This is a genomic window from Agathobacter sp. LCP21S3_B2, from assembly GCF_052118705.1.
In the GTDB taxonomy this organism is placed as follows: Bacteria; Bacillota; Clostridia; order Lachnospirales; family Lachnospiraceae; genus Roseburia.
In genome coordinates, this window is record NZ_JBQKGQ010000023.1 from 23,364 (window position 1) to 46,575 (window position 23,212).

Here is a 23,212-nt window from a genome sequence, read left to right on the forward strand (position 1 = left end):
CCATCCAGGCATTTTGTTTAGTAATAGAAAAAGGTGCAGTTGATTATTGCGTATTGTCAATCTCTCTCAAACCGGGTAGTAAAAATACGGCAAGCGCAACGATGATAATGCCAATTCCGCAAATGACAAACCATTTCTCAACTCCCAGCCGCTCCGCCAGAGGCCCGGAAATGACAAGGCCAAACGGCATGGCGAGGGAAGCGGCGCTTGTCAGTAGAGAAAAAACTCTCCCCAGATATTCTGGTTTGACCGTTTCTTGAAAAATCGCATTTTGCACACCGTAAAATGGAGCGGAAATTCCCATAACAGTACAGCACACAACAAAGACAAGAAATGCGTCTGGCGGCAAAAGCCCGGAGAGCATATTGCTAACGCCCATCAGGAGAACGGAAAGACCGATGGTGTACCGCCGTTTCTTAAAACCGCCCCAAATGCTCAGAATGACTCCGCCAAGCAGCATACCAACCGCAAAAGCAATTTCAGCGGCAGAGGCATGGGCCGGTGTTCCTTTGAAGTATGACATACAGATGAGAGGAAAAAGCGTACTGATTGGCATATAAAAGAACATATAAATTACACCAATCCAGAGCAGAGCAAAGAGGCCCCTGTTTTGCTTTAATACCACATACCCCTCTTTCATATCCTGTAAAAACTGTTGTCTTTTCGTTTCTGGACATAGTTCAGGCGTTGGTATGGACGAAATCGCAACAGTCACACAGGCAAGGATTGCACCCGCAATATCTAACAATATAATTGCATTAAGAGGCCAAACAGCATATAAAAACGCTGCGGCAGCTGGACTGATAATCGCATTTACTGCTTGCATGGTCGACGTGTAACCAGCGCATTTTGTAAGTTCCTCTTTTGGCACAATCATAGGTGTTGCTGCGCTGAATGCTGGAGAATGAAAAGCAGTTCCCGCACTTCGGATTAACAGGACAACCATAATAGACCATACGGGCAATTCCATGTAAAACGCCACCAGCGCCAGAATACCGCCAGCGGCGGCAATTATCAAATCCGCACCAATCATTACGCTTTTACGGCTGTGCCGGTCAACAAAAGCACCTGCAAACGGGCCTAAACAGGCTTGCGGCAAAAATCCAATCAGTGTTGCCGCCGTCAATATGATTGCAGAATTAGTTTTCGCAACCAAATAAAAGATAATGGCCATTTGCAAAATACCGCTGCTAATAAAGGATATTGCTTGTCCGGCAAGAAGTGTAAAATAAGTTTTTCTCCATGAATTGTTGTTTTGGGTCATAATGCGAACCTCCTTTTTTATTGCATTGTTCCTTTGTTTCTGCAATAAAAAGCAGGCGTTGTCCCACAGAGAGGGCAGACGCCTGCATAACAACAAAGCACGAAAAAACACCACGATACAGTTCAAAGACTGCTCGTGTCAAACCTACGTGTTCCTTTGCATACGCACGCAAAAAAAGCCCACCATCATGTGGAAAGGTACTTCTACTTTTTATTGCTTATTAGCGTACACAAATTAACACACGTAAGCCTCCTTCCAATCTCAAACTGTCGCACAGTATAACACACATCCGATAGACTTGTCAACCATTTTTAACCTTGTTTTCCATCTTGTTTTTCCATCTCTTACGGGCAGTAGCAAAGCCAGGTGAGCCAGTCAACGGTCAAGATGAACGGCGCTTTCAGCGCCGCCGTTGACAGTCTCGCCCGTCTTTGCTAATGGGTAATCAAGGCGGGAAAGCCATTTTAGGGCTTTCCCGCCCATTTCAATTTTGGGAGAAGAAAGGCCCCAAAATGAACGAGTGCGGCCAAACACTTTTAGGGATTGGCCACCTTGTCCACCCATCCAGCGGGGCGGCGGGGAACGGTCAAGGCCGGGCGTCAGCCCATTCATTTCAGCCTTGACGGTTTCCTGCCGTCCTGCTACTTTTCCCGGAGTGTGGCCACACATCTGGTCACGGTGTCCAGAGCTTTGGGACTTTTTGTCCCATAGGCCGGGGGCGGAGGACGAGGGACGGGGGCTTTCATAATACGCCCTGTATGCTGCTGAAATCAGCCCTTTGTTTCCGGCTTACCAGCCCCAAACAAAGCCCTGCTTTCCTGCCGCGTCAAATGCCCTTGCCCTCCCCGGCGGCAACGGTATTTTCAGGGCAACGCCGACAGAGCGTATAACACACTACACTTTGCTCCGCAAAGTCGTGTGCCAAATGGGGCGCTGCCCCCTTTGGAAACCCCCGCAACAAACAGGTGCTATGCACCCAGCCGGGAGCATAGCGCCGTTTGTTGTCAGCAGCCCGTTTCACGGTCTGCGTGTAGTTCCTTGTAAACTGACCTAAAGTGTATGTAAAATATTATGAGAAGCAATTGGTTCAGCAAGTCCTTGAGAAAACACTTAAAAAGAACGATTCGATATTTAATACATACTGTGCTATAAAAGAATTAATAAAAGACGAACCAATAAGTGTAGATTATGTTCAATCTGAGGAGGATACATTATTAAAAAATCTTATGAGGAAAAATTTGAATAGTGATGAATATGTTGAATTTGAAAAGTTGCTTGATGAAGCTGGTATTAATGCATGGCGCGAACAAGTTGATTTTTTGGGACGAGGAGATGGTATGATAGAACATATTTGGTGTGAATATGGAATAGATAAAAGAAGATTTTCAGTTTAAGAAAGATAGCGGAGCGAGCTGAATATTGAGCTCACTCGCTCCACGTTATTCCTCTACATGAAATACATCTTCCACCAGCATATTAAAGTACTTAGATACTCGTAGCATAAATTCGGCAGATGGGGCGCCGTCCCCACGTTCTACCCTGCTGACAGTTTTGGTGCTGAATCCGATAGCAGCGGCAAGGTCATTCTGGTAAATGCCACGCTGTTCACGGATTTCTCTGATATTATTTGTGACCACCATAAAAAATCCCTTCTTTCAGTTCTATAGATATTTTCTTATTGTCAATTATGCAAAAAAATGTGTCCAATAAAAAGGACTTGCGTTTTTATCGGCAATGATCGGTAAGAGCAGAAGCATCAGATTTTCCAAGAACTTTTCCAAATATGTCTAAGCGGTCATTTTCTCCAACCTTGATAGGTGCATACTTTTCGTTGAGTGAGATAAGGAAAATTCCGTCTTTGTCGTCCTTTAACTTCTTGATATAGGCTTCTCCGTTCAGAGCGAAGATGCCGATTTCTCCATTAGCAACAGATTCCTGTTGCAATACCCATGCAATCTGACCATCGTGGAATTCAGGTTCCATACTGTCACCACTAATGCGTACACCGAAAGTTGTATCTTCCGGCAGAATAGATTCATCTATGCGTACAGTCTCTTTAGGTCCGTCTACGAGAAAGTTACCGGTTCCGGCTGATACTGCATTTTCAAAAATATCAATGCTTCTGAATGGAATTATCTTAGCAGTTTGCTTTTCATACATTCCGGATGCGTGGAGCAGATTGATATAATCCATAGCCTTTTCCCTGCCTTCATCAGTAAGTGATGAAAAAGGATCAGCAGGATTTACTCCAAAATATGCTTCATACATATTAGTGATACCAAGGATTCTACACACTTTGTAAAATATGGTAACGCTTGGTTCAGCAAGATTTCTCTCCCAGTTGGATATGGCTTTATAGGAAATCTTGATGCCTTCTTTTGCCAGTTCATCAGCGAGATCCTGCTGGAGCAAGCCTTTCTTTTTTCTATATGTTGAAATGATTTCTCCGATTGAGTACATACATACGCCTCTTTTCTTTCCAATTAGTTGATTTCTAATGTCTCTTTTCACTCCATAGTATATAGCAATAGTACCAATTATTCAAGTTAAAAATCCAATATAATGAGAAAACAGACACATGTGTCCGTTGACAGTCGATTATTCTTGGGGTTATACTATGCCCTGTAAGGAACATTACTCATATACTTGGACTAAAGGTTATGGTAGTGATAGATTAAATGCAGGAGGTTATGCAGATGGGAGACAGGGTAATACTTCATTCAGATATCAACTGTTGTTATGCTTCGATTGAGCATCTGCATCATCCGGAGCTTGCAGGAAAGCCACTGGCAGTAGGCGGTGACCCGGAGGCAAGACATGGGATTGTCTTAACTGCTGACTATATTGCCAAGAAGTACGGTGTGAAAACAGGAATGGCGCTCTGGCAGGCAAAGCAGGTCTGTCCGGACATAACATTTGTTTCACCAAGAATGGACTTATATCTTCGGTTCTCAAGGATGGCGCATGAGATATATGCAGAATATACGGACAAGCAGGAGCCATATGGAATTGATGAGTGCTGGCTTGATGTGACAGGGAGCAGCTCCCTTAAAGGGGATGGATTGCTCATTGCACAGGAAATCAGCAAGAGAATGAAGTCAGAGCTTGGCATCACAGTGAGTGTTGGTGTTTCTTTCAATAAGATATTTGCAAAGCTTGGTTCAGATTATAAGAAGCCGGATGCAATCACAACTATGTATAAGAGTGAGTTTAAGCAGAAGGCATGGGCACTTCCGGTAAGTGATCTGCTATATGTCGGAAGGAGCACGAATCAGAAGCTTGCAAAATTCGGTATCAGAACCATAGGTGATCTTGCAAGGGCAGATGAAGGGATGCTTAACAGCCACCTTGGAAAGATGGGCAGCATCTTATGGTCATTTGCTAATGGCTATGATGAATCACCTGTCAAACTGGAGAATACCCACGCTCCAATCAAATCGGTGGGAAACAGCACAACGACACCAAAGGATTTAGTATGCGATGAGGATGTAAAGATTGTTCTTTATATTCTGGCTGAGAGTGTTGCAGCAAGACTTCGTGAGAATGGATTCCGGTGCAGAGTGGTTGAGATAAGTGTCAGGGATAATGAGCTATTCTCTTTTACCCGTCAGAAAAAGATTGACCACGCAACGAATATCACCGGAGAGATAGTTGCATACGCTTATCAGATATTTAAGGAAAACTATAACTGGAGCAAACCAATACGCAGTATTGGTGTCCGAGGTGCAGACTTAGTAACAGATAATTATTGGGAACAGATTGATTTGTTCTCAAGTGTGGAGAAGCGTGAAAAGCAGATGAAGATGGATTCAGCGGTTGATGAGATACGCAGAAGATTTGGATTTTACAGTATCCAGAGGGGACTCATGTACCGGGACAGGATTCTGTCGGCAGTCAATGCAAAAGAAGAACACACAGTACATCCACATGGGTACTTCTCAGGTTAGCAACGAGAAGTGCCAGATAATCAAGGCGCAGATGTGTTGTGCTTGTACATAAACATATGGGACTTGGTTATCTGATACGGCGACTGCCGTGAGCGAAATGAAGCGAAGCGGAATTGAGCTGCACTACGAGTAGCGATAGAGTTAAAGAAGAGGGAGGCGGAACATGAGCGAAGCAGAAAGAATTGATCTGGTAGACAGAGCACCATTGACGGAGAAGCAGCAGAATGTGTATGAAAGCATTATGCAATATCAGAGAGTTAATGGTTATGCTCCTACTATCAGGGAGATATGCAAGATGGTAGGGGTGGCATCGACTTCAAGTGTTTATGCACATCTGAAAATATTAGAAGAAAAAGGCTATATAGCAAGGAAGATGGATGCTTCCAGAGCAATAGCAATCTTGTAAGGAAGGTGATTACATTGAGCAATAAGGTATATGTTGATGTACTTGCAGAATTTTCAAAGGACGGACTGCTCATTCCCAAAGAGATAACGTGGGAAGATGGCAGAAAGTATGAGATTACACGAGTAAAAGACAAGCGCAGAGCAGCCAGTACAAGGGCTGGCGGCGTTGGAGAGCGTTATACCTGTGTGGTAGATGGAAAGGAAATATTCCTTTTCTATGAAGATAACAATATGTGGTTTATGGAAAGAGCCGGAGCCTGATGTGATTGTGTGCTGACAGCACAATTCATATCAGTTGGCTTTAGATCAGCAAAGCCGGGGAATGTGCAGACATTCATCGGAACTCCCGGCAAAAGGCTTGCAAAGGTGATTTCCCTTTCCTTTACGAGTACAGAATTGTAGATTGATGATTTTGTATGAATAAGGAGCGAACTGAATTGAACAAAGGAAATGTTATAGAAATTAGATGTAAAAAATGCAACAAGTTAATGATGGAATACTTTGTATGCGGTGATGATTTCGCTGTGGCACTTCAGAATATTGGAATTAAGTGTGACAGATGCAAGCGAGTGATGATACTTAAGAAGTATTCCGAGGGAATGATGAAGGAACATTCTGAGAATGGGACTTTCAGAATATAATGATTGAAAATTAAATTACAGCCCACCTGATAAGGGCACATCGAAAGATGGAAGCACCAGAGACGCAGGGGAAACGAACAGTATTTATGATACTGGTTTCCTCGTGCGTCTTTTTTGTGATGTAAAGGGTAATCCGACTTGTTCGTTTCCAAGGGCGGCAAGGAGGATTTATGAGCAGTAAAGCACAGACAAGAGAAAAGGATTATGAGAGAGGAATACGAATTGCTGACAGGAGAAAGGCGATAGGATTATCACAGGATGAGTTAGCTCATAGAGTAGGTATAGGCAGACAAGCATTATCTGCGATTGAAAATGGTGGAGATTTTAAGACACAGACATTAGATAATCTGGCAATCGTACTTGGTGTATCTGTTGATTTCATAATGTATGGAAAGAATGAAGAAAATTCAGAACTATTATCTGAGGCAATGGATGTTCTTTCAGATATGGATGAATTGCAGATAAGACAGTGTCTTGCAATGATGAAAGCAATGAAAAGCGTGTCAGTTGAAAAGTGATTGTCGTGTTTACACGACATAATTGTCGCCTGTACACGGTCGGCAATTAAGGTGTGGCAGATTACAATATACTTGTGCTTGAGATACAGCACAGAGTTTGAAAGCGGCGTGCACAATGCTTTCTTTAATATTTCAATTAAGGAAGGTAATAGCCATGAAAAAGTATAACGGAAAAGAACTTTACAAAGGACTTTTGTTTATAAAGTCAATGATGAGTATGAATAATGTGAACCGACAGAAAGAACTTGATCAGACATATGCTTTAAGTGTGGGAATTGAGTGTGATCAGACTGTTGTAGATGATGGAGCATCTACATCGGTTGACAGACCTCAGATGCGTCAGCTGATGGAAATTCTTGAGATTTCAGATTACAAGGTACTTGTCGTAGAAGATATTTATGAGATTACAAGAAATCCGGAAGATTTAAAGTCAATGATGGATCGCATAAATGATTTGGGTGTGACAATATTTGACCTTGGTACTATGAGTGCGAGGTACAACAATTATGCGATTGAGTGTTAGGAATTCAGGCAGGTATTCCTACATTGTATTTGCTTCTGAAACAGTGGTATTTGATGACTATGGGAAGCCAGTCATCAAATGCCCAACAGAGGCTGAGGCAGTGGAATACATCATGAATCGGTTAGAGAGTGAGGTTATTCAGGATGATATATGATATTTATGCAGTTGGTAATACTTTGAGAAGTATTAGAAATAAATATGGATATACACAGAATGATATGGCGGAGAGCCTTGATGTAAGTTATATTCATTATTCGCAAATTGAGCAGGGAAGACATCGGATGAGTCTGGAACTTATGCTGAAGATTGTAACAAAGTATGGAGTAGATCCTAATACATTGTTTGGAATTGAAAGCAGGGAAAAACATGAGAATAAAGATTTGTCTGTATTGGAAGATAAATTGCAGATGCTTAAACCAAATGATAGAGAATATGCAATGTCTACATGTTTGATTTTTATTGAAGGCTTAGAGGCAAGAAAGGAAGTGGTTTGAAATGAGAAGAGCAGGAAGAAAGAAAAAGCCACTGACCATACAGCCGATAAAGTGTGTTGTGATGTTGTCTTCTGATGAGGAGAATGACTGTATTGCAGCAGAGAAAAAGGAAAATAAGCAGTTGAAACGAATCATGGAATTTGCTGACAATAACAATCTTATTCCTATGAAAGTATTCCGAAGAGGAATTTTTGGACGACGATTAAGGGATGAAGTGTTTTATAAGGCAATAAGATATATGAGAGCAGGAAAGGCAGATGCGCTTATCGTAACAAATCTCGATGCTATTTCAGACGGAATAGCAGATTCTTATTTAAAAATAGGAGCAGTAAGGGAAGCTGGGTATAGATTATTCAGTGTAGATGAGAAGGAACCCAAGGTTGACTTGTATATTCCACCAAAGAGAGGTGATCTGCAGTGAAGATAAAGAGAAATATGATTGTGTGGGCTGAATTAAAAAGTGGACTCAGGCATATACAAGCTGGAAGGAGACCATGTATTGTAATAAGCTGCGACAAAGCAAACGGAAAATCACCTGTATACACAGTTGTTCCGGGGACAACTAAGTTGAAAAAGGATTATATTCCAGTACATTTCAATATTGAGCCTTCAGAAATTAGAGGATTTTTAAGACATACAACAATGTTTTTACCGGAGCAGCTTGTCACAATAAATGAGGAACAGATAATACAGACTGCCGGGATGATTGTCAGCACAGATGCAATAAAAAAGGTTGATGCGATGTTAGTCAGACAGCTGCAGATTGGAGAATATGATGGATGATGAAAATGAATTAGAGAATCAGAGTATAGATATTCCTATATGGAAGCGATATTTGCTTTCTGTAACTGAAGCGGCACAGTTTTATCACATTGGTGAAAAGAGACTTAGACAAATTGTAGATATCCATCCAAATGGGGAGTTTTATCTGTTAGTAGGAAACAAAGTTTTGTTTAAGAAAGAGAAATTTGAGCAATTTCTGGCAGAGTCAACTGCAATTTAATATGTAAAGTAGTAGAAAAGGGGGCACAAATGTGGTACAATAACCATGCTAGGGCTCTCTTTTTTGAAAGGAGACAAAGCTATGAGTGAGAAAAGACGAGATAATCGCAATAGAATTCTTCACGAAGGAGAGTACCAGAGAGCAGATGGACGTTATCGTTTTAGATATGTAGATATTCATGGAAATGAAGGGAATTTATATAGTTGGCGTTTGGACCATAATGATCCTATACCTAAAGGAAAGAAAATGGAGCTTTCTTTAAGAGAAAAGGAAAAACAGCTGGAACAGGATATGTTTAACGGACTTGTTCCAGGAGGTGGAGGACTTACAGTTCTTGAATTAGTGGAGAAATATGTAAGTCTTAAAATAGGGGTCAGACAGAGTACTTATGCTGGTTATAAGACGGTAATTAATCTGCTGAAAAAAGATGATTTTGGCAAAAAAAGAATCGACAAAGTGAAATTATCGGATGCGAAAGCCTGGTTGATCAAGCTTCAGAGGGTAGATGGAAAAGGTTATAGTTCAATTCATACTATCCGGGGAGTATTAAGACCGGCATTTCAGATGGCGGAAGAAGATGACTTGATTCGCAAAAATCCATTTGGCTTTGAACTGGTCAATGTTATTGTGAATGATAGTGTGAGAAGAGAAGCTGTCACAAGAAAGCAGGAGCGGGAATTTCTAAGATTCATAAAAGAAGATGCGCATTTTTGCAAGTACTATGATGCAATATTTATTCTCTTTAACACAGGACTTCGTATATCAGAGTTCTGTGGGCTTACAAAATCAGATTTGGATTTTAAAAACAAAAGAATACGGGTAAATCATCAATTACAGAGAACAAGTCAGATGCAGTATATCATTGAAAAGCCTAAGACAGAAAGTGGCGAGAGATATGTTCCAATGTCTGATGAGGTGGTGGCTTGTTTCAAGAGAATACTTAAGGACAGGGTCAATCCCAAAGTTGAACCGATGGTTGATGGAATGACAGGATTTTTATTCCTTGATAAGAATGATATGCCTATGGTGGCATTACATTGGGAAAAGTATTTCCAACATATTCGGGAAAAGTACAATAGCATATATAAGGTTCAGATGCCGCCGATTACACCACATGTGTGTCGCCATACATTTTGTTCTAATATGGCTAAGTCGGGAATGAATCCGAAGATGCTTCAGTATATTATGGGACACTCGGATATCAGTGTTACGATGAATACCTATACTCATGTTAAATTTCAGGATGCACAGGAAGATTTTCAAAAAGCAATTAATTCATAATGACCTGATGAAAATGAGAGAAAAATGGCTGAATGCCAGTATTTATCTTAATCCCCAATTTCTTACCTGTCGATTCCCAATGGCAGATTTGCCTTTGGTACAGACTTGAAATTTACCAAAGTTTTTACCAAAATTGATGACAAAAATATGCAAAGATATGCCAAAATATGCCAGAATAAGTGAAAAATGAAGAAAGGTAAAAAGGCTTGAAAAGCCCGAAAATACTGGAAATATGAGAAAAATCAAGATTTTATTTGTTTGCCACGGCAACATCTGCCGCAGCACCATGGCCCAAAGCATCTTCACCCATCTGGTCCACAGACAGCACCTCGATGCTGTTTTCGAGATAGATTCAGCTGCGACCAGCCGTGAGGAAATAGGCAATCCGCCGCACTACGGCACCAAAAACAAACTATACAAGGAGCATATTCCTCTTATTCCACACCGCGCGAGACAGATGACGTGCGATGATTATTTGTACTATGACTTTCTGATTGGAATGGACACTGCAAATATCAGGAATATGACAAGGATTGCAGGTGGCAGTGACAGTCAGCAGAAGATATTTATGATGCTGTCATTTGCTGATTACGGGACAAATCATAAGCTTACAGCAGCGCGCGATGTTGCAGATCCATGGTATACAGGTGATTTTGATGCGACCTTTGATGATGTAATTAGTGGATGCCGGGGCTTGTTAGAATACATAAAAGAGGTGTATAATCTATAGCTATAGCAATTAAAAGACAATAATAGCAGCGGTTACGGTGCTGAACACAGCTGCGATAATTAATTTCAGGAGGCACAAATGCAATTACAGAATGGAAGACCGACAGATACCACAGGCAGACTGGATAAAGAAATTCGTACATACGATTTTTTGGACAGACTGGGAATCGAATATCAGAGAATAGATCACGAGGCGGCATTTACGATGGAGGTTTGTGAGGAGATTGACAAGACACTCGGCGCAACAATCTGCAAGAATCTTTTTCTGTGCAACCGCCAGAAAACTGATTTTTACCTGCTCATGATACCGGGAGACAAGACCTTTAAGACAAAAGAGCTCTCGCATCAGATAGGCAGTGCGAGACTTTCGTTTGCAAGTCCGCAGGATATGGAAAAATATCTGGATATCACACCGGGCTCAGTCAGTGTGATGGGACTGATGAACGACCATGACAATGCGGTCAGGCTTCTGGTGGATGAGGATGTACTAAAAGGTGAGTGGGTTGGATGTCATCCATGCATAAATACCTCCAGCCTCAGGATAAAGACAAAGGACATGTTTGGCCCGGTGATAAAGGGCATGCATCATGATATGACAGTGGTAAAATTAACAGGTGAATCATAGTAAAGCCTGACAGAACGTAAGGAGAACAAATGGTAAAAGCAGTAATATTTGACATGGACGGAACACTCATAGATACGGAGAAATATTATCGTATTTTCTGGCCGATGGCACTTAAGCAATTCGGCTACGAGATGACTGATGAGCAGGCGCTTTCAATGCGAAGCCTCGGGCAGCCGTATGCACCGCAGCATCTTAAGGATATGTTTCATGATCCGGATATGGATTATAATAAAATCAGGGCATATCGGAGAAAAATCATGGAGGAGCATCTGGAAAAGGTGGGTATTGAGCTTAAGCCCGGTGCAATTGAGATACTTACATATTTGAAGGAAAAAGGCATTCACAGAGCAATTTCCACAGCGAATGATATAGAAAGAGCTGAGAAATATCTTAAAAAGATAGGGCTCTACGGATATTTTGACAAGATTATCTGTGCACCTATGGTGGAGCATGGAAAGCCGGCACCTGATGTGTATGAGTTTGCATGCAGCGAGCTTAAGCTGGCACCTGATGAGTGCATGGCGGTAGAGGATTCGCCAAATGGTGTCAAAAGTGCATATTCTGCAGGCTGTAAGGTTGTCATGGTGCCTGATTTGACACAGCCTGATGAGGAGCTGAAAAAGATGCTTTTTGCCTGTGTTGACAGGATAGATGAGATTAAAAGTATAGTATAATCACAGCATATATAAGTCGTGGAGGCATGATGGGCACAGAAAATGATTTACCGGGAATTTCATTAAAAGACGAGCAGAGACAGCTTCAAAATATCATAGGGATTGCACAGGATAATCTGGACCGTGCAAAGGAATCGGTAAAAAAGCTGACAGATGATTTAGAGGATTTAAGAGATGTTTACGAGGCGCAGGACAAGGAGGGACTGGCCCTGTGGAACAATGCGACAGCGCAGCTTCATGAGAACGAGAGAAATATCGTAAGATGTGAAAAGGCGCGGAAAAAGCCGTATTTTGGCAGAATAGATTTTAAGGATCCGCGTCAGAAGTCACAGGAGTCCTACTATATAGGCAGAGTCGGTATTGCAAAGAATGCATCAGAGCCTGTGGTCATTGACTGGAGAGCACCGATTGCATCCGTATATTATGAGAGCAGTCTTGGACCATGTAAGTACACGGTGAGCTCAGAGGGTACTTTTGAGATTGATTTAAACAGAAAGCGCACCTATGAGATTGCAGAGGATAAGCTCATCGACTTTTTTGATTCAGATGTCGTAGCAAATGATGAGCTTCTGACAAAGTATCTGGCTAAGAATAAAAAGGCAGTGCTCGGAGAGATTATCGCGACAATCCAAAAGGAGCAAAACCTTATTATCCGCCGTTCGCCAAAGACGAATATCATTGTGCAGGGAGTTGCAGGCTCAGGAAAGACAACAGTTGCAATGCACAGGATATCGTACATTTTATATAATTATGCTGATGATTTCCGACCGGAGGATTTCTACATTATAGGCAGTAACCACATTTTGTTGAACTATATTACAAGCGTGCTTCCGGAGCTTGATGTGTACGGCATAAAACAGATGACTATGGAGCAGCTTTTTACAAGGCTTTTGTACGAGGATTGGGATGACAAAAAGTACAGCATACATGAAGTCAGCAAAAATGACAGTAGAAACAGCATAAAGGGCAGTAAAGAATGGTTTGAAGCTCTTGAAAAATTCTGCTGGAATTACGAGGAAAAGTGTATTCCAAGAGATGAGGTCTACATGGAAAAAACAGGCAATCTGCTTGTGGGAAAGGTACTGATAGACACTTATCTGCATGATAATCCGCTTCTTTCCATGCAGAGTAAAATCCTCATGTTAAATGAGATAATTTACTCGAAGTATGAAAATGAGGTTCTCGGTAAGGAAGTGAAGTTCCCTGCAAAGGAGCGCAGGGAGCTTGATAAAAAATACAAAACCTATTTCGGTAAGGATGACTGGAAAGGCTCTGTGTATGATTTTTACAGGGATTTTCTGCTTAGTCAGAAGGAGAAGGAATATGATATAGATATTCCAAAGGACTCATTTGATGTTTATGATCTGGCAGCGCTTGCGTATATTTATAAGCGCATCAAGGAGACAGATCCGGTTCGTGAGGCGAGTCATGTGGTTATTGATGAGGCACAGGATTTTGGCATGATGGCATACTGCTGTCTGCATTACTGCCTCAGAAACTGCACATACACTATCATGGGCGATACCTCGCAGAATATACATTTTGAGTATGGCTTAAATGACTGGGAGGACTTGAAAAAGCTGATACTCACAGGCACATATGACGCATTCGGTCTGCTTCGAAAGAGCTACAGAAACACTGTTGAGATTTCAGAATTTGCAACAGAGATACTGCGCCATGGAGATTTTGCAATCTATCCGGTGGAGCCTATTATTAGGCATGGAAACGCAGTGCGCATAGAGGAGTATGACAATGTGCGCTCACTGATTTCGGCATCGGTTGACACGATAAAAGGCTGGCAGAGTGAAGGCTATGAGACGATAGCAGTCGTGTGCCGTGATGAGGCAGAGGCTCTCAAGGTGTCTGCTGAGCTTAAAAAACATATAGAAATAGCAGATGATGATATTGAATCTGCACAGTTTGGTGCAGGAGTCATGGTACTTCCGGTCGCGTATACAAAGGGACTTGAGTTTGATGCTGTATTGCTGTTTGACCCATCAGAGAGAAAATATCCGGCTGATGATAGTCATGTGAAGCTTTTGTACGTTGCGGCTACCCGTGCACTTCATGAGCTTGCTGTATTCCACCGGAGCAGGCTGACACCGCTTATTGCAGACCCTGCTCCTTCCAACAGGCATCAGAAGGAGTTTTCTGCAGAGCCGCTTACTAAGGCAAAGGAATATGAAAAGCAGCAACTGACAGAAAAAGAGATAGAAGAGCAAAAGCGTGTTGATGGCAGACGCGATATGGATGAAAGAGAGTATTTTGGTCCGTCGCGCATTGCATTAAAGCCTGAGCAGTTGACAAATAAGGCTGAAAATGAGAAGCTTGATTTATCTGCATTTGTAAAAAAAGACAGGGAAAATCAAACACAATGTACTGCTACAGATATGGCAAATAAAATTAAGATTAAGGAAGTAAGTAAGGCTGCAAAAAAGAGCAGCCTCCCTCTCAATCCCTCCCCATACGCATACGGCTCAATCCCGGACAACGATATACTTCATGTAAAGGGACATTCAAAGGGGAAGTTTGCGGTAAAATGGCTCAAAAAAGGTAAATCGCATGTTGAAATAGCCACAGCGGACGGCACACTTTATGTGATACCAATAACACCGGAGATAGTACGCGTAATCTTTGTAAAAGGAATTGGAGTGAAGCCGCACAAAACCTATTGGAAGCAAAAGGCCGATACAGCCTTCAAATGGGTGGCAAAGGAATCCAAATCGCTTATTGAAATTCAAACGGAGAAGCTGATACTAAGGATAGAAAAGAAAAACGGAGCCATACAGTATTTTGATGCCGGCAGAAATCTCCTTGTAAGTGAAAATGCCACAGAGCCAAGGCTTTTAAATAATGGCGGGTGCTACACATTTTTTGACTGGGACAAATCGGAAAAGCTCAAATCCAAGGGAATACTTGCGACAGACCTTACTGATTTGACAAACAAAGCCAGATATATTTCGTTCGGAGGCAGACAGCAGAGACTGCCGCTTGTCGTGTCAAACAAGGGATATGGAATCGCTACTGCATCAAGCCGCACAGCACTCTTTTGCAATATAAAGATGTACGGACAGTATATCTATGCAGACGGTGACACCCAAAGCGACTATTACTTTATATGCGCAGGCAGTGTAGGCCATACACTTGAGCTGTACGGCACATTATAAAATGCAAGTTGCCCAAAGCAAAATTATCTGATAAAATATCGGCATGAGTATATACGGATACGGAGGATAACAGATGAAATTCAGGACAGAAAACGAGTTTACACATTTCAAATTTTCGGATGTGCATGTGAGCGATATCATGATGAGCTTTGGCACCTTCAAAATATGCCTTGACAACGTAATCATAAAGGCAGATAATTCTAAAAACAGAGATATCCGTGATATGAGGACAAACGGCCTTATATTAAAGCTTTCAGATGCAAATATTATTTCATTCATACGCGAGGGCTTTAAGACATATGATGCCGATGGCAATCTAAAGAGCACCACGGCTGACGAGGAGATAGAGGAGGCAGATTATCTCGACACCTTCAACAATTTTCTTGACGGATACGTATATTTAATCGAGAAGGAGAATGAAAATTATACCTTCGTATTCGATGGAACAGATGAGCGCTCATACACCTTGATTGTATCGGCATCAAAAGACGAGTGCGAGTGGGACAGATTTATGAATATTGAGGCATAGAGTATGCCATGGTGCATTTTTAGACAAGTCCAAGATGCACCATGGCATTTTTAAGCCCATCCTCTTTGATATCGTCTGTCACTATATCGGCAACAGCCTTGACTTCATCGCTGGAATTGCCCATGGCAACACCGACATCACAGTAGCGTAGCATATCAAAATCATTCTGGCCATCGCCAAAGCCTATTGTATCAGCCTGACTCATGTGAAGAAACTCTACCACATCACGTATGCCGGTTGCCTTGTTGACACCGCGCAATGTAATCTCACCGCTGTAAGGTTCAGGCTCTTTAAAGCTGCTCAGGGTTACTACAAATTCATCGCCGAGGAGCTTTCTTAAATCATCAATGTGGTAGTTGCAATTGCAGTAGATGGTGCTTTCAACATCAGCGTATCGATTAGAAAAGCTTGATAATTCATCATCAATCACGATATCCTTAAATGTCGGGTTGTCCTGTATCACATGCATGTCAAACTGCTTTGAGAATGCTGATATGAATTTGTCGGCCCACTTGTGGTTGGTGATGCTTTTATCCTTTGTCTGGAAGATAAGTCCTGTGTTGTTGTCACCAACAGTGTCAAGAACCTTCTGTAACAGATTCTGCCCATAGACATGATGTGCAATTACCTTATCCCCCACAGTGACATAGCCGCCGGCAGCAGCCACCACGCCGTCAAAATCAAAGGCTTTTAATGATGGATAAATCTGATTGTAACTACGTCCTGTGCAAAGAAAAATCATGTGACCGTTTTGTTTTGCGTTTATTAGAGCATCAGCGGTTGATGGGCTCATGGTGCTCTTGCCGAAATCAACCAGAGTGCCGTCTATATCAAAAAATAATAGTTTTTTCATTAAGTGTTACCTGCCTCATTATTATTAATTCATATACCAAATATACTCTACAATATGAATTCAATAAAGGCAATAGGGAATAGCCTAAATTTATTTAATAATTGTTGCAAAAGAAGGCTCTGTTATAACCACAATTAAGAAAAACTATAATGTATTCCTATACTTTATTTTCTTAAGTTTTGGCTATGATGGGTTGAAATAATAAGTTTATTGTGTTATAACGTTAAACAACAAAAGAACAATAAATGCGTTGAAGGAGACTTGGATCACCAGACACCGACAGGAATACAGCGTCACCGACTGAGAGCGCTGTTTGGAAGAGCTGATTGCAGGAACACTACCGGAGCAGATCTGTTGAACGATTGATATGGTTTATTGCATAGATAGGTTTATCGTATGTGAATTAAGCTTTTTATATATCAAAAGTAGGCAGATACGATTCATCCACGTTACGGATAAGAGTGGAGAAACAGGAACAGTCCTTTTTCTCAAAGCGGGTGGTACCGCGGAATAATTTTAGAATTTTCGCCCCGGAGCATTTCATTAATTTGATATGCTCCGGGGCTTTTTTCCGTCCCGCTTAAAAAATCAAAGGAGCACAAAAATATGGAATTCTTAACAGGAGCAGTTCAAAAGGAAGACCTCGGTATCGCAGAAATTCTTGCAGGCGACTACGAGGGCAAAAACATCAAAGTAAAGGGTGCGATTCATACCATAAGAGATATGGGTGAGGTTGCATTCATCGTCTTAAGACGCAGGGACGGACTCGTACAGTGTGTATACGAGCCGGGCAAATCCCGGTTTAGCGTCGATGATCTAAAGGAAGCAGATACCGTGGAGGTATGCGGCACATACAAGAGTGATGACCGTTCTCCAAACGGCTTCGAGCTTCGTCTTGACACTATCACAATTTTATCTGAGCCGGCGGAGCCTATGCCGCTTCAGATCAACAAATGGAAACTGAATACTTCGCTTGAGGCAAAGCTCAATAACAGGGCAGTGGCACTCAGAAATCCAAGAGAGCGCGCTACGTTCCGTATACAGGAGGGTATCACAAGGGGCTTTAGGGATTTCCTTTATAATAATGGATTTACAGAGATTCATACGCCAAAGCTTGGTGCAAAGTCAGCCGAGGGAGGCGCCAACCTCTTCAAGCTTGAATATTTCCACAGACCGGCTATATTACAGCAGAGCCCGCAGTTTTACAAGCAGATGATGGTAGGTGTCTTTGACAGGGTATTTGAGACTGCACCTGTTTTCAGAGCAGAAAAGCACAATACAAAGAGACATCTGAATGAGTATACATCACTCGATTTCGAGATGGGCTACATTGACGGATTCGAGGATATCATGGAGATGGAGACCGGCTTTTTGCAGTACACCATGGAGCTTTTAAAGACCTCATACGCCAAGGAGCTTGAGCTTTTAAAGATTAAGCTGCCTGACGTGACAAGCATACCAAGAGTCAGATTTGACGAGGCAAAGCAGCGTGTCGCAGAAAAATATAACAGACAGTTCAGAAACCCATTCGACTTAGAGCCGGAGGAGGAGGTACTTATCGGACAGTACTTCAAGGAAGAGTATGGCAGTGATTTTGTATTTGTCACACATTATCCTTCAAAGAAGAGACCGTTCTATGCCATGGATGATCCGGCAGACGAGACATACACCTTAAGCTTTGACCTGCTTTTCAGAGGTCTTGAAATCACAACAGGCGGCCAGCGAATCCACGACTACAACAAGCTTATGGAAAAAATCGCAAAGCGTGGCATGGAGACAGAGGGTATGGAGAGCTATCTTTCAGCCTTTAAGTACGGCATGCCGCCACATGGAGGTCTTGGAATAGGACTTGAGAGACTTACAATGCAGCTTATCGGAGAAGACAATGTGCGTGAGGCAACACTGTTTCCTCGTGATCTCAGCAGATTGGAGCCATAGAATTTAGCTTCTAGGGGTGTGACGGGTGCGCATGCAGGCTGTGTGGTGGCATGTGTGTATATATTTTGCTCAGAAAATTTTTAAGCTTGTTCCGACATTTCCTGCGGATAGGTTATTGGCAGGAGGTATGCTGTGAGGTATTACAGGCTGTGAGCGTCGGAACTGTTAAAAATTTGTCTTCGCAATATATATGCACCCATGCGTTGCAGGGTGTTTAGCGCACCCGAGTGCAGGCTTTGGCAGTCCCCGATATGCAGGATTTAATTATGACGGGTGCGCATGCAGGCTGTGTGGTGGCATGTGTGTATATATTTTGTTCAGAAAATTTTTAAGATTGTTCAGACATTTCCTGCGGATAGGTTATTGGCAGAATGTGTGCTGTGAGGTATTACAGGCTGTGAGCGTCGGAACTGTTAAAAATTTGTCTTCACAATATATATGCACCCATGCGTTGCAGGGGGTAGCGCACCCTAGGGCAGATATTGGTATATTCTAAGAATAAATTTAAATATCAGGAAAGAGAGAAAGGATATCGTATGAATCATATAGGAACAAGAGAAATCGCCACAGAGCGGCTTACTCTTCGAAGATTTGAAATAGAAGATGCCGAGAACATGTTTTACAACTGGGCGAATGACCCGGAAGTGACAAAATATCTTACATGGCCGGCGCATGAGAGTGTTGATACTACAGAGACTATTTTAAAAGAATGGATATCTAAGTATGACGAAAAAGATTTTTATCAGTGGGCTATTGAGCTTAATGATCTCGAGCAGCCTATCGGAACTATAAGTGCAATTAAAACTGATGAGAGAGTTGAGTCGGTTGAAATCGGTTATTGTATCGGAAAGCGTTTTTGGAATAATGGTTATATGACAGAGGCACTCACAGCTATCATCAGATTTTTCATCAATGAGGTTGGTGCCGGACGTGTATGGGCCAGACATGATACTGAAAATCCAAATTCAGGCAAGGTGATGGCTGCGGCAGGCATGGATTATGAGGGTACTTTACGCCATGCAGGCTTCAACAATCAGGGTATATGCGATGAAGCGGTATATGCAAAGGTCAGAAGTGCTGCACTTGACGAGGAACCTGAGGATGAGACTCCTGAGCAGCAGGCTGTTACCACAAAGGTGATGGGCGAGGACGGAGTCATGAGAAACGTAATCTCTGACGAGACTATGGAGTATGTCGGAATCCTTGCAAAGCTTGAGCTTTCACCGGAGGAGGCAGAGGCTGCCAAGAAGGATATGGCAGATATGCTTGATTATATCGACAAGCTCGAGGAGCTTGATACTTCGGGAATTGAGCCTATGAGCCATGTATTCCCTGTAAATAATGTATTTAGAGATGATGTTGTCACAAACGGTGACGGAAGTGAAGCAACACTTGCCAACGCACCGGTCAAGAAGGACGGCGGATTCAAGGTACCAAAGACAATCGGCGAATAACGGCAAGGAGGAGAAAAATGGATTTAATGTCTTTAACTGCCGTGGAACTCGGCAAGAAAATACAGGCAAAGGAAGTTACAGTGGAAGAGGCTGTAAAGGCTGCCATTGCTTCTATAAAAGCAAAAGAAGAAAAGATAAACAGCTTTGTCACAATAGACGAAGAGGGTGCACTTAAAAAAGCAGCAGAGGTTCAGGCAAAAATTGACGCGGGAGAGCTAAAAGGAGCGCTTGCGGGTGTGCCTGTAGCCATAAAGGATAACATGTGTACAGAAGGGCTTCTCACCACATGTTCATCAAAGATACTCTACAATTTCATCCCGACCTACACAGCGGAGGCTGTTAAGCGCCTTGAGGATGCAGGCTGTGTCATCGTGGGAAAAACCAACATGGATGAGTTTGCTATGGGAAGCACCACAGAGACATCAGCATTTGGAGCAACCAAAAACCCATGGAACACAGGGCACGTACCGGGCGGTTCATCAGGCGGAAGCTGTGCAGCAGTTGCAGCAGAGGAGGTACCGTTTGCACTCGGTTCAGATACAGGTGGATCAATCAGACAGCCAAGCTCCTTCTGTGGTGTGACAGGAATCAAGCCAACCTACGGCACAGTTTCACGATATGGACTCATTGCCTATGGCTCATCGCTTGACCAGATTGGACCTATCGCAAAGGATGTCACAGACTGTGCTGCTATACTTGAGACAATTGCTTCATATGATACGAAGGATTCGACATCAGTAAACAGAGACGATTTGAAGTTTACAGAGGCGCTTGTCGATGACGTAAAGGGTATGAAGATTGGTATTCCAAAGGATTATCTCGGAGATGGACTTGACCCTGATGTGAAATCGGCAATCCTTGCAGCGGCAGATGAATTAAAGAAAAAAGGTGCTGTTGTGGAGGAATTTGACCTCGGACTTGTAGAGTATGCCATCCCGGCTTACTATGTAATCGCCTGTGCTGAGGCAAGCTCAAACCTTGCCAGATTCGACGGTGTCAAATACGGATACCGTACAAAGGAGTACACAGACCTTCACAACATGTACAAGAAATCGCGTTCTGAGGGCTTTGGACCTGAGGTAAAGAGAAGAATTATGCTCGGCTCCTTCGTACTCTCATCAGGATATTATGATGCATATTACTTAAAGGCCTTAAGGGTAAAAGCACTTATCAAAAAAGCCTTTGATGATGCCTTTGCCAAATATGATGTGATACTCGGACCGGCAGCACCAACCACAGCTCCAAAGCTTGGAGAGAGCTTAAGTGATCCAATCCAGATGTACCTCGGTGATATCTACACCATATCTGTAAACCTTGCAGGTCTTCCGGGAATATCGCTTCCGTGCGGCATGGACAAAAACGGACTTCCAATCGGATTACAGCTCATCGGAGACTGCTTTAAGGAGAAGAATATCATCCGTGCAGCCTATAGCTTTGAAAAAACAAGAGAGCATAAGCGTAGCACTATCGCGGAGGAATACAGTAACAAAAATACAGCAGATACCAATAAATCTGCCGGTGCACAGTAGGAAGGAGGCAAAAAGGATATGAAAAACTATGAGACAGTCATCGGACTTGAGGTCCATGTAGAGTTAGCTACAAAAACAAAGATCTTTTGCGCCTGCTCCACAGCATTCGGAGGCGCACCAAATACACATACATGTCCTGTCTGCACAGGACAGCCGGGCTCACTTCCTGTTTTAAACAAGCAGGTTGTAGAGTACGCAGTGGCAGTAGGACTTGCCACCAACTGTACCATCACACAGTACAGCAAATTTGACAGAAAGAACTATTTTTATCCAGATAACCCACAGAACTATCAGATATCACAGCTTTATCTGCCAATCTGCCGCAACGGTTCAGTGGAGATTGAGACAGCAAACGGAAAGAAAAACGTCAGAATCCATGAAATCCACATGGAGGAGGATGCCGGAAAGCTCGTACATGACGAGTGGGAGGACGTATCTATCGTAGATTACAACCGTTCCGGAGTACCTCTTATAGAGATAGTATCAGAGCCTGATATGCGCTCCGCTGAGGAGGTTATCGCATACCTTGAGACACTGCGCCAGACCATCCAGTATCTCGGAGCATCTGACTGTAAATTGAATGAGGGCTCAATGCGTGCCGATGTCAACATCTCAGTCAGAGAGGTGGGCGCAAAGAAGTTTGGTACACGTACTGAGATGAAAAATCTTAACTCCTTCAAGGCTATCGCACATGCCATCGAGGGCGAGCGTGAGCGCCAGATAGAGCTTCTTGAGATGGGCAGAAAGGTAGTACAGGAGACACGTAGATGGGATGACAACAAGGAATCATCACATGCCATGCGTTCAAAAGAGGATGCGCAGGACTATAGATATTTCCCGGAGCCTGACCTCGTGCCAATCGTAGTATCCGATGAATGGATTGCACAGATAAAGGCAAAGCAGCCTGAGCTTCGTCCACAGAAGCTTGCACGCTACAAGAAGGAATACGACATCCCTGAGTATGATGCAAAGATTCTCACAGAGTCAAAGCATATGGCAGACATATTTGAGGCTGCCACAAAGCTCTGCGGCAAGCCGAAGAAGGTTTCAAACTGGCTGATGGTTGAGACAATGCGACTGTTAAAGGATAATGATATGGATGCAGATGAGATAAAATTCTCACCTGTAAACCTTGCAAAGCTTGTAGATCTGGTAGATGCAGGCACGATCAACTCATCTGTTGCCAAGGAAGTATTTGAGAAAATATTCTCGGACGATATCGACCCTGAGCAGTATGTCGAGGAGAACGGTCTTAAGAGCATGAATGATGAGGGTGAGCTTAAAGCCACAATTCAGGCTGTCATCGATGAAAATCCACAGGCAGTGGAGGATTACCACAATGGCAAGAAGAAAGCCATCGGAGCACTTGTAGGTCAGACCATGAAGGCCACAAAGGGCAAGGCAAATCCTGCTGTTGTCAATAAGCTTCTTATGGAGCTGTTATAATTGATTTGAGCTGTTCAATTGCAGCAATAATTTTGGGCACTCCAATAATTGCTCGGGATTGCAAAAGTATCTTAGAAATTATTGGCTCAATCACAAAACTTATGGGATTTAGGATTCCTCACATAATCAACTCTGCTCATATCAATGAGTTTTAAAAAGAAATACTCATCGTCAGGATATCCATACCCCTGC

Annotated in this window: 26 protein-coding genes and 1 pseudogene; 23 read left to right on the plus strand and 4 right to left on the minus strand. The window is 42.7% G+C overall.

Annotated elements, in window-relative coordinates:
• Positions 1-43: 43 nt before the first annotated feature.
• Positions 44-1,264: an MFS transporter gene (locus tag ACTQ1L_RS13755; protein WP_441367741.1), complete on the minus strand. Its 1,221-nt coding sequence runs from the start codon at positions 1,262-1,264 to the stop codon at positions 44-46.
• A gap of 1,082 nt (positions 1,265-2,346) precedes the next feature.
• Here ACTQ1L_RS13755 and ACTQ1L_RS13760 point away from each other — a divergent pair.
• Complete coding sequence (locus ACTQ1L_RS13760; RefSeq protein ID WP_291815817.1) at positions 2,347-2,658, plus strand: hypothetical protein; 312 nt, start codon at positions 2,347-2,349, stop codon at positions 2,656-2,658.
• A 45-nt stretch (positions 2,659-2,703) separates the two neighbouring features.
• On the opposite strand, the gene ACTQ1L_RS13765 is transcribed toward ACTQ1L_RS13760, so the two are convergent.
• Together ACTQ1L_RS13765 and ACTQ1L_RS13770 are read right to left on the minus strand one after the other, a co-directional pair.
• Positions 2,704-2,904, minus strand: a complete 201-nt coding sequence (locus ACTQ1L_RS13765) for a helix-turn-helix transcriptional regulator (RefSeq protein ID WP_022171364.1) — start codon at positions 2,902-2,904, stop codon at positions 2,704-2,706.
• A gap of 85 nt (positions 2,905-2,989) precedes the next feature.
• Complete coding sequence (locus tag ACTQ1L_RS13770; protein WP_117613581.1) at positions 2,990-3,724, minus strand: XRE family transcriptional regulator; 735 nt, start codon at positions 3,722-3,724, stop codon at positions 2,990-2,992.
• 236 nt (positions 3,725-3,960) lie between these two features.
• Here ACTQ1L_RS13770 and dinB point away from each other — a divergent pair, with 236 nt between their 5' ends.
• The 17 genes from dinB (at position 3,961) to ACTQ1L_RS13855 (ending at position 15,800) form a co-directional block, all read left to right on the plus strand.
• Positions 3,961-5,211: a DNA polymerase IV gene (dinB, locus tag ACTQ1L_RS13775; RefSeq protein WP_118392701.1), complete on the plus strand. Its 1,251-nt coding sequence runs from the start codon at positions 3,961-3,963 to the stop codon at positions 5,209-5,211.
• Positions 5,212-5,374: 163 nt separating this feature from the next.
• The gene (locus ACTQ1L_RS13780; RefSeq protein WP_117918753.1) at positions 5,375-5,617 is read left to right on the plus strand and encodes a LexA family protein; all 243 of its coding nucleotides are present in this window, start codon (positions 5,375-5,377) and stop codon (positions 5,615-5,617) included.
• Positions 5,618-5,622: 5 nt separating this feature from the next.
• A complete protein-coding gene (locus ACTQ1L_RS13785; protein ID WP_004611568.1) occupies positions 5,623-5,877 on the plus strand; it encodes a hypothetical protein in 255 nt (84 codons plus the stop codon).
• Between the two features lie 176 nt (positions 5,878-6,053).
• Positions 6,054-6,257, plus strand: a complete 204-nt coding sequence (locus ACTQ1L_RS13790; RefSeq protein ID WP_243036308.1) for a hypothetical protein — start codon at positions 6,054-6,056, stop codon at positions 6,255-6,257.
• 170 nt (positions 6,258-6,427) lie between these two features.
• Entirely contained in the window at positions 6,428-6,775 is a 348-nt protein-coding gene (locus ACTQ1L_RS13795; protein WP_117918749.1) for a helix-turn-helix domain-containing protein, read from the plus strand.
• A gap of 154 nt (positions 6,776-6,929) precedes the next feature.
• Positions 6,930-7,298, plus strand: coding sequence for a recombinase family protein (locus ACTQ1L_RS13800; RefSeq protein WP_117918747.1), 369 nt, complete (start codon positions 6,930-6,932; stop codon positions 7,296-7,298).
• On the plus strand, positions 7,282-7,452 hold the full coding sequence (locus ACTQ1L_RS13805; protein ID WP_182002590.1) for a hypothetical protein: 171 nt from the start codon (positions 7,282-7,284) through the stop codon (positions 7,450-7,452). Before ACTQ1L_RS13800 ends, ACTQ1L_RS13805 begins: the two co-directional genes overlap by 17 nt.
• Positions 7,442-7,792, plus strand: coding sequence for a helix-turn-helix transcriptional regulator (locus ACTQ1L_RS13810; protein WP_117918745.1), 351 nt, complete (start codon positions 7,442-7,444; stop codon positions 7,790-7,792). Before ACTQ1L_RS13805 ends, ACTQ1L_RS13810 begins: the two co-directional genes overlap by 11 nt.
• A gap of 1 nt (position 7,793) precedes the next feature.
• Positions 7,794-8,213: a recombinase family protein gene (locus ACTQ1L_RS13815; RefSeq protein WP_117918743.1), complete on the plus strand. Its 420-nt coding sequence runs from the start codon at positions 7,794-7,796 to the stop codon at positions 8,211-8,213.
• Positions 8,210-8,575, plus strand: a complete 366-nt coding sequence (locus ACTQ1L_RS13820) for a type II toxin-antitoxin system PemK/MazF family toxin (RefSeq protein WP_117918740.1) — start codon at positions 8,210-8,212, stop codon at positions 8,573-8,575. The genes ACTQ1L_RS13815 and ACTQ1L_RS13820 overlap by 4 nt, the downstream gene beginning before the upstream one ends.
• A complete protein-coding gene (locus ACTQ1L_RS13825; RefSeq protein ID WP_117918738.1) occupies positions 8,565-8,795 on the plus strand; it encodes an excisionase in 231 nt (76 codons plus the stop codon). Before ACTQ1L_RS13820 ends, ACTQ1L_RS13825 begins: the two co-directional genes overlap by 11 nt.
• An 81-nt stretch (positions 8,796-8,876) precedes the next feature.
• Entirely contained in the window at positions 8,877-10,076 is a 1,200-nt protein-coding gene (locus ACTQ1L_RS13830) for a site-specific integrase (RefSeq protein WP_117918736.1), read from the plus strand.
• Positions 10,077-10,308: 232 nt separating this feature from the next.
• Complete coding sequence (locus ACTQ1L_RS13835) at positions 10,309-10,806, plus strand: low molecular weight protein-tyrosine-phosphatase (RefSeq protein ID WP_441367748.1); 498 nt, start codon at positions 10,309-10,311, stop codon at positions 10,804-10,806.
• 78 nt (positions 10,807-10,884) lie between these two features.
• Positions 10,885-11,430, plus strand: coding sequence for a prolyl-tRNA synthetase associated domain-containing protein (locus tag ACTQ1L_RS13840; protein WP_441367750.1), 546 nt, complete (start codon positions 10,885-10,887; stop codon positions 11,428-11,430).
• 29 nt (positions 11,431-11,459) lie between these two features.
• Entirely contained in the window at positions 11,460-12,104 is a 645-nt protein-coding gene (locus ACTQ1L_RS13845) for an HAD family hydrolase (protein ID WP_118370421.1), read from the plus strand.
• Between the two features lie 26 nt (positions 12,105-12,130).
• Positions 12,131-15,271, plus strand: coding sequence for an ATP-binding domain-containing protein (locus ACTQ1L_RS13850; RefSeq protein WP_441367753.1), 3,141 nt, complete (start codon positions 12,131-12,133; stop codon positions 15,269-15,271).
• Positions 15,272-15,344: 73 nt separating this feature from the next.
• Complete coding sequence (locus ACTQ1L_RS13855; protein ID WP_441367755.1) at positions 15,345-15,800, plus strand: hypothetical protein; 456 nt, start codon at positions 15,345-15,347, stop codon at positions 15,798-15,800.
• A gap of 19 nt (positions 15,801-15,819) precedes the next feature.
• Here ACTQ1L_RS13855 and ACTQ1L_RS13860 read toward each other — a convergent pair whose 3' ends face one another.
• Positions 15,820-16,653 (minus strand): Cof-type HAD-IIB family hydrolase, encoded by an 834-nt coding sequence (locus tag ACTQ1L_RS13860; RefSeq protein WP_015517017.1) that lies wholly within the window; start codon positions 16,651-16,653, stop codon positions 15,820-15,822.
• 606 nt (positions 16,654-17,259) lie between these two features.
• Here ACTQ1L_RS13860 and aspS point away from each other — a divergent pair.
• From aspS to gatB, 5 genes and pseudogenes are all read left to right on the plus strand, one after another.
• Positions 17,260-18,591 (plus strand): aspartate--tRNA(Asn) ligase, encoded by a 1,332-nt coding sequence (aspS, locus tag ACTQ1L_RS13865; protein ID WP_441367758.1) that lies wholly within the window; start codon positions 17,260-17,262, stop codon positions 18,589-18,591.
• A gap of 536 nt (positions 18,592-19,127) precedes the next feature.
• Positions 19,128-19,574 (plus strand): annotated as a pseudogene (locus ACTQ1L_RS13870) (GNAT family N-acetyltransferase); the annotation flags it as partial.
• A 174-nt stretch (positions 19,575-19,748) separates the two neighbouring features.
• Complete coding sequence (gatC, locus tag ACTQ1L_RS13875; protein ID WP_306748814.1) at positions 19,749-20,045, plus strand: Asp-tRNA(Asn)/Glu-tRNA(Gln) amidotransferase subunit GatC; 297 nt, start codon at positions 19,749-19,751, stop codon at positions 20,043-20,045.
• 17 nt (positions 20,046-20,062) lie between these two features.
• Positions 20,063-21,574 (plus strand): Asp-tRNA(Asn)/Glu-tRNA(Gln) amidotransferase subunit GatA, encoded by a 1,512-nt coding sequence (gene gatA, locus ACTQ1L_RS13880; RefSeq protein ID WP_441367760.1) that lies wholly within the window; start codon positions 20,063-20,065, stop codon positions 21,572-21,574.
• Between the two features lie 18 nt (positions 21,575-21,592).
• On the plus strand, positions 21,593-23,020 hold the full coding sequence (gene gatB, locus ACTQ1L_RS13885; protein WP_441367762.1) for an Asp-tRNA(Asn)/Glu-tRNA(Gln) amidotransferase subunit GatB: 1,428 nt from the start codon (positions 21,593-21,595) through the stop codon (positions 23,018-23,020).
• Positions 23,021-23,212 lie beyond the last annotated feature (192 nt).